Genomic DNA, 6,176 nt, shown 5'->3' on the forward strand with positions numbered 1-6,176 from the left:
GTTAACAAATAAATCTACCGATAAATTTCTGCCAAAAGCGCAAAAATAAAAAATTCAAAACAACGTTCCGACTCCGATCACACTTTTGTCATTCGCTCAATGACTCGTCAGTAAATACAAATATAATAGATTGTGAAACGACGTTTCTATTTATAAGGAACCTTAAACCGGTTCTATCCTGATGTTCGATGATGGGGTTATGGCAATGGATTTTGTAGGCAACATTAAAGGCAGCGACGCAATGATGATTAACTGGCTCAGCGCTATTCGCAGCTATGTTGATCTGGTCCAGTCTATTGGCCATAGCAACCAAAACCCTACCCCCCTGCTAGCTGATGGCTTTGATGTGCTGACACATCAACCGGTCGTATGGGAATTTCCTGATGGCCACAATACACCAATATCTAATTTTGCCAGTCAGCAAAACTGGCTGCGGACATTGGATGCCCTCAGTCTGGTGACTCAGGATCCGCAATATCACCAACAAGCACGAGTGCAAAGCAGCTATTTTATGCACCGTGGCGTTCATGAGCAAAGCGGGTTGTTTTACTGGGGCGGCCATCGTTTCCTCAATCTGGATACATTAACGACCGAAGGGCCAGAATCAAAAGCGCAAGTACATGAACTGAAACATCATCTGCCCTATTACGATTTTCTGGTCACTGTTGACCGGGAAAAAACACTTAATTTCTTACAGGGTTTTTGGCACGCCCATGTAGAGGATTGGCAAACGCTGGATCTGGGCCGCCACGGTAGCTACGACAAGTTACGCGACCCACATGTTTTTACCCATGCTCGCCGCGATGTGGTTAACCCTACTGACTTACCACGCCTTCCTGAAACCAAAGGCCTGACCTTTGTGAATGCGGGTACTGACCTGATTTATGCCGCATATAAATATGCTGAATATACCGGTGATATCGCCGCTGCGGCTTGGGGGAAACATCTCTATCGCCAATATGTATTAGCCCGTAACCCGGAAACCGGTTTACCGGTTTATCAGTTCAGTTCGCCACAACAGCGTCGCCCTATCCCGGCGGACGATAATCAGACCCAATCTTGGTATGGCGATCGTGCCAAACGCCAGTTTGGTCCAGAGTTTGGTGACATTGCTCGCGAAGCTAATGTGCTGTTTCGCGATATGCGCCCGCTACTGATTGATAACCCATTGGCGATGTTAGATATCCTGCGCCAACAACCCGATGCACAAGTCTTGCAATGGGTTATTGATGGCTTAAAGAACTACTATCGTTTCGCTTATAACGTTGAGAGCAATACATTGCGCCCGTTATGGAACGATGGACAAGACATGAGCGGCTATGTATTGCAGCGGGATGGTTACTATGGCGCCAAAGGTACGGTTATTTCTCCCTTCCCATTAGATGTTGATTATTTGCTGCCATTAGTTCGCGCCTGGCGCTTGAGTGAAGATGAAGAGCTGCTGGATCTGATTGGTGTGTTACTGCACCGCTGGCAGTTTGCTGAATTGAACAAACAAAAACGCCGGGCATCATTGATGGTGGGTAAAAAACCTGCTGCCACTGCACACCTATTGTTGGCCTTAATTGAACTGGCAGAGCACTGCCAATGTAGCCGATTATTTGAATTAGCCTGGCAAGTTGGCGATGAACTATTTAAACAACATTACCATCGCGGCCTGTTTGTTGAATCGGCTCAACACCGTTATTTCCGTATCGACAATCCAATTGCATTAGCAATATTGGCCTTAATTGCAGCAAAACAAAATAAGTCTGCTGCTATGCCTCAATTTATTACCAATGGTGGTTACATTCATGGAGATTATCGGGTGAACGGGGAAAACCGTACTCTGTATGATATTGATTTTATTTATCCGACGCTTTTGAATCAGTAATTTTATTTATCTTTCATGTTATTAAAAATAGGTAAGCATTATGAATGAAAACAGAATGCTGGGGTTAGCCTATTTATCACCTTATATACTCGGGTTGATAATATTTACGGCTTTCCCCTTTGTATCATCCTTCTTTCTCAGTTTTACTGAGTATGACTTAATGAACCCTCCCGTATTTAACGGGATCGAGAATTATCGTCATATGTTCCTTGAAGATGATTTATTCTGGAAATCCATGGGCGTTACATTCGCTTATGTTTTTCTGACTATTCCTTTAAAACTGGCATTTGCTCTAGGGATCGCTTTTGTACTGAACTTTAAATTACGCGGTATTGGCCTGTTCCGTACTGCTTTCTATATTCCATCAATCCTCGGCAGCAGCGTTGCAATTGCCGTGTTATGGCGTGCCCTGTTTGCCATTGATGGCCTGTTAAACAGCTTTATTGGCGTGTTCGGGTTTGATGCCATCAACTGGTTGGGAGAACCCGCGCTGGCGCTGACATCCGTGACATTACTGCGTGTCTGGCAGTTCGGTTCCGCCATGGTTATCTTCCTGGCTGCATTACAGAACGTACCGCAGTCACAATATGAAGCAGCCATGATTGATGGTGCCTCTAAATGGCAAATGTTTATGAAAGTTACCGTGCCATTGATCACGCCGGTTATTTTCTTTAACTTTATTATGCAAACCACGCAGGCGTTCCAAGAGTTTACCGCGCCGTACGTTATTACCGACGGTGGGCCAACTCACTATACGTATTTATTCTCGCTCTATATCTATGATACCGCGTTTAAATACTTTGATATGGGATACGGTGCTGCACTGGCCTGGGTATTATTCCTGGTAGTCGCCCTCTTCGCCTCAATTGCATTTAAATCATCTAAATATTGGGTCTTCTACTCCGCCGATAAAGGAGGAAAAAATGACTGACGTACAACAAACTTCCAACCAGAAGAAATTAGATCTGGCGCAGGAAATTGCTAATGCGGAAATTAGCCGCACAGAACGCAAAGCAAAAGTCAGTGCTGCTTTCCGCTACATCATTTTGATTATTGTCGGTCTGATGATGCTTTATCCGCTGCTGTGGATGTTCTCTGCGGCGTTTAAACCCAATAATGAAATTTTCACCACATTAGGATTATGGCCAGAAAACGCAACCAGTGATGGTTTCGTTAATGGTTGGAAAACCGGTACTGAATATAACTTCGGTCACTACATGCTTAACACCTTTAAGTTTGTAATCCCGAAAGTCATTCTGACTATTATCTCTTCCACTATCGTGGCATATGGTTTCGCACGCTTTGAGATCCCATGGAAGAAATTCTGGTTTGCAACATTGATTACCACCATGTTGCTGCCAAGTACTGTGTTATTGATTCCGCAATACATCATGTTCCGTGAAATGGGCATGCTGAATAGCTACTTACCACTTTATTTGCCAACGGCCTTCGCCACCCAAGGGTTCTTCGTCTTCATGCTGATTCAGTTCCTGCGTGGTGTACCACGTGATATGGAAGAAGCGGCACAGATCGACGGTTGTAACTCGCTACAGGTGTTGTGGTATGTGGTTGTGCCAATCTTGAAGCCGGCCATTATCTCTGTCGCACTGTTCCAGTTTATGTGGTCAATGAACGACTTTATCGGCCCACTGATTTATGTCTACAGCGTAGATAAGTACCCGATAGCGCTGGCTCTGAAGATGTCTATCGACGTCACCGAAGGCGCACCGTGGAACGAAATTCTGGCAATGGCAAGCATCTCCATTCTGCCGTCCATCATTGTTTTCTTCCTGGCTCAACGCTACTTCGTGCAAGGCGTAACCAGCAGCGGAATTAAAGGTTAATAGAGGATTTATCATGGCTGAAGTCATTTTCAATAAATTAGGCAAAGTTTACTCCAACGGTTTCCGCGCGGTTCATGGCATTGATCTGAAAATCCATGATGGCGAGTTTATGGTTATTGTTGGTCCATCAGGCTGTGCTAAATCCACCACTCTGCGCATGCTGGCAGGTCTGGAAACCATCAGTGATGGCGAAGTTCGAATTGGTGATCGGGTGGTCAATAATCTGGCACCTAAATCACGTGGTATTGCCATGGTGTTCCAGAACTATGCGTTATATCCGCACATGACAGTGAAAGAGAATCTGGCCTTTGGCCTGAAACTGAGCAAGCTGCCAAAAGATCAGATTGAAGCGCAAGTCGCAGAAGCGGCCAAAATTCTGGAGCTGGAAGACCTGCTGGACAGACTGCCGCGCCAGTTGTCAGGTGGCCAGGCACAACGTGTGGCAGTAGGCCGGGCGATTGTGAAAAAACCTGATGTTTTCTTGTTTGATGAACCGTTGTCGAACCTCGATGCCAAGTTGCGTGCCTCAATGCGTATCCGCATCTCAGATTTGCATAAGCAATTGAAAAAAAGCGGCAAAGCAGCAACAACTGTTTATGTTACCCATGACCAGACCGAAGCCATGACCATGGGTGACAGAATCTGTGTAATGAAACTGGGCCATATCATGCAAGTTGATACCCCGGATAATCTCTACCACTTCCCTACCAACATGTTTGTTGCAGGTTTTATTGGCGCACCGGAAATGAACATCAAACCGAGTACGCTGGTAGAAAAAGAGGGGCAGATTGGCCTGACAGTTGGCCAGTACACCCTGGTATTGAGTGAAAAGCAGCAAGCCAAAGTGGCCGCCCATGCCGGAGAGAAAGTGTTCTTTGGTGTACGTCCAGAATTTATTCGCATGTCACAACAACCCTTTGCCAATAACCATTCGCAAGGTGAATTAGTTCGTGTGGAAAACATGGGGCATGAATTCTTCTTATACATCAAGGTTGACGACTTTGAATTGACTTGTCGCTTACCGTCTGATGAAGCACGGCCAATTATTGAAAGTGGCCTGCATCGCACCGTGTACTTCCAATTTGATATGGATAAATGCCATATCTTTGATGCAAAAACAGAAAAAAATATCTCTCTTTAACAGGAGCAGTACCCAATGAAAAAAGCGATCCTACACACGCTGATAGCATCCACTCTGGCTTTATTATCACATCAGGCTTTTGCACAGGATGACGTTAACCTACGCATGTCATGGTGGGGGGGCAATGGGCGTCATCAAATGACACTTAAGGCGCTGGAAGAGTTCCACAAGCAGCACCCAAATATTAATGTTAAAGCAGAATACACTGGCTGGGACGGTCACCTTTCTCGTCTGACGACGCAAATTGCGGGTGGAACTGAACCTGACGTTATGCAAACAAACTGGAACTGGTTGCCCATCTTCTCCAAAGACGGCACTGGCTTCTATGACTTAAATAAAGTGTCAGAGCAGTTGGATTTGGCTCAATTCGATCCGAAAGAACTGCAACAGACTACCGTTAATGGCAAATTAAACGGTATCCCGATTTCAGTGACAGCGCGTATTTTCTATTTTAATGACGCGACCTGGGCTAAGTCTGGTTTAGAGTATCCTAAAACGTGGGACGAATTACTTAAAGCAGGTTTAGTATTTAAAGAAAAACTGGGTGACCAATATTACCCTGTGGTATTAGAGCACCAGGATACTCTGGCATTAATTCGCTCTTATATGACACAAAAATACAACACCCCGACTATCGATGAAGCTAATAAAAAGTTTGCTTATACACCAGAACAGTGGGTTGAGTTCTTTACTATGTATAAGAAAATGGTTGATAACCATGTAATGCCATCCACTAAATACTATGCATCATTCGGCAAAAGCAATATGTACGAAATGAAGCCGTGGATTAATGGTGAATGGGGTGGTACTTATATGTGGAACTCCACCATTACTAAGTATTCCGATAACCTGACTAAACCAGCAAAATTGATACTTGGCCCTTATCCGATGTTGCCAGAGGCAAAAGATGCAGGTCTGTTCTTTAAACCTGCTCAAATGCTCTCTATTGGTAAATCGACTAAGTATCCTAAAGAAAGTGCCATGCTCATCAACTTCCTGCTTAACAGCAAAGAAGGTGTTGATGCTATGGGCTTAGAGCGTGGTGTGCCACTGAGTAAGACTGCGGTAACTCAACTGCGTGCCAGCGGTGTAATTAAAGATGAAGACCCATCTGTTGCTGGTTTAAATATGGCATTAGAACTGCCACATGAAATGAAAACGTCACCATACTTTGATGACCCGCAAATCGTTTCATTGTTCCGAGATGCAATCCAATATATCGATTATGGTCAGAAATCTGTTGAAGAATCTGCGGAATACTTTAATAAACAAGGTGACCGCATCCTGAAACGCGCCATGAGATAATATGTAAATCTAT

General features: G+C 44.6%; 5 protein-coding genes. All 5 read left to right on the plus strand.

Annotated features, from left to right (window positions below):
• Positions 1–205: 205 nt before the first annotated feature.
• Genes V1952_RS19250 through V1952_RS19270 form a run of 5 tightly spaced genes read left to right on the plus strand, consistent with a single transcriptional unit; the run spans position 206 to position 6,163 of the window.
• On the plus strand, positions 206–1,873 hold the full coding sequence (locus tag V1952_RS19250; protein WP_420072296.1) for a pectate lyase: 1,668 nt from the start codon (positions 206–208) through the stop codon (positions 1,871–1,873).
• 40 nt (positions 1,874–1,913) lie between these two features.
• Positions 1,914–2,804 carry a carbohydrate ABC transporter permease gene (locus V1952_RS19255; RefSeq protein ID WP_019210193.1) on the plus strand — a complete coding sequence of 297 codons (891 nt, stop codon included), beginning with the start codon at positions 1,914–1,916 and terminating at the stop codon, positions 2,802–2,804.
• Complete coding sequence (locus tag V1952_RS19260; RefSeq protein WP_083158667.1) at positions 2,797–3,717, plus strand: carbohydrate ABC transporter permease; 921 nt, start codon at positions 2,797–2,799, stop codon at positions 3,715–3,717. Before V1952_RS19255 ends, V1952_RS19260 begins: the two co-directional genes overlap by 8 nt.
• Before the next feature lie 13 nt (positions 3,718–3,730).
• Positions 3,731–4,858: an ABC transporter ATP-binding protein gene (locus V1952_RS19265; RefSeq protein ID WP_083158666.1), complete on the plus strand. Its 1,128-nt coding sequence runs from the start codon at positions 3,731–3,733 to the stop codon at positions 4,856–4,858.
• Between the two features lie 15 nt (positions 4,859–4,873).
• Entirely contained in the window at positions 4,874–6,163 is a 1,290-nt protein-coding gene (locus tag V1952_RS19270) for an ABC transporter substrate-binding protein (protein ID WP_083158665.1), read from the plus strand.
• Positions 6,164–6,176: the final 13 nt, after the last annotated feature.

Origin of the sequence: Yersinia sp. 2542 StPb PI (genome assembly GCF_048593855.1) — a bacterium.
Taxonomy (GTDB): Bacteria; Pseudomonadota; Gammaproteobacteria; order Enterobacterales; family Enterobacteriaceae; genus Yersinia; species Yersinia enterocolitica_E.